The organism is Methylobacterium sp. CCH5-D2 (genome assembly GCF_001556475.1).
Taxonomy (GTDB): Bacteria; Pseudomonadota; Alphaproteobacteria; order Rhizobiales; family Beijerinckiaceae; genus Methylobacterium; species Methylobacterium hispanicum.
Map to the genome: position 1 here is coordinate 1 of NZ_LSIX01000528.1, position 228 is coordinate 228.

Sequence of the window (228 nt, forward strand, 5' to 3'; positions counted from 1 at the left end):
CCTCGCCGGCGCGCGCCGCCTCGATGGTGGCGTTGAGCGCGAGCAGGTTGGTCTGCCCGGCGATCTGCGAGATCAGCGCCACCACGTCGCCGATGCGCGCGGTCGCGCTGCTCAGCTCCTGCACCAGGGTGGAGGTCTGCTCCGCCTCGCCGACCGCGGTGCCCGCGAGTCCCGCCGAGCCGTCGACCTGCCGGCCGATCTCGGCCACCGAGGCGCCGAGTTCCTCGG

General features: G+C 75.0%; 1 protein-coding gene. It reads right to left on the reverse strand.

All coding sequences use genetic code 11. The annotated features are described in order from the left end of the window. Positions 1–228 (reverse strand): methyl-accepting chemotaxis protein (locus AX737_RS13450; RefSeq protein WP_245293438.1); only part of this gene is annotated, 228 nt, incomplete at both ends.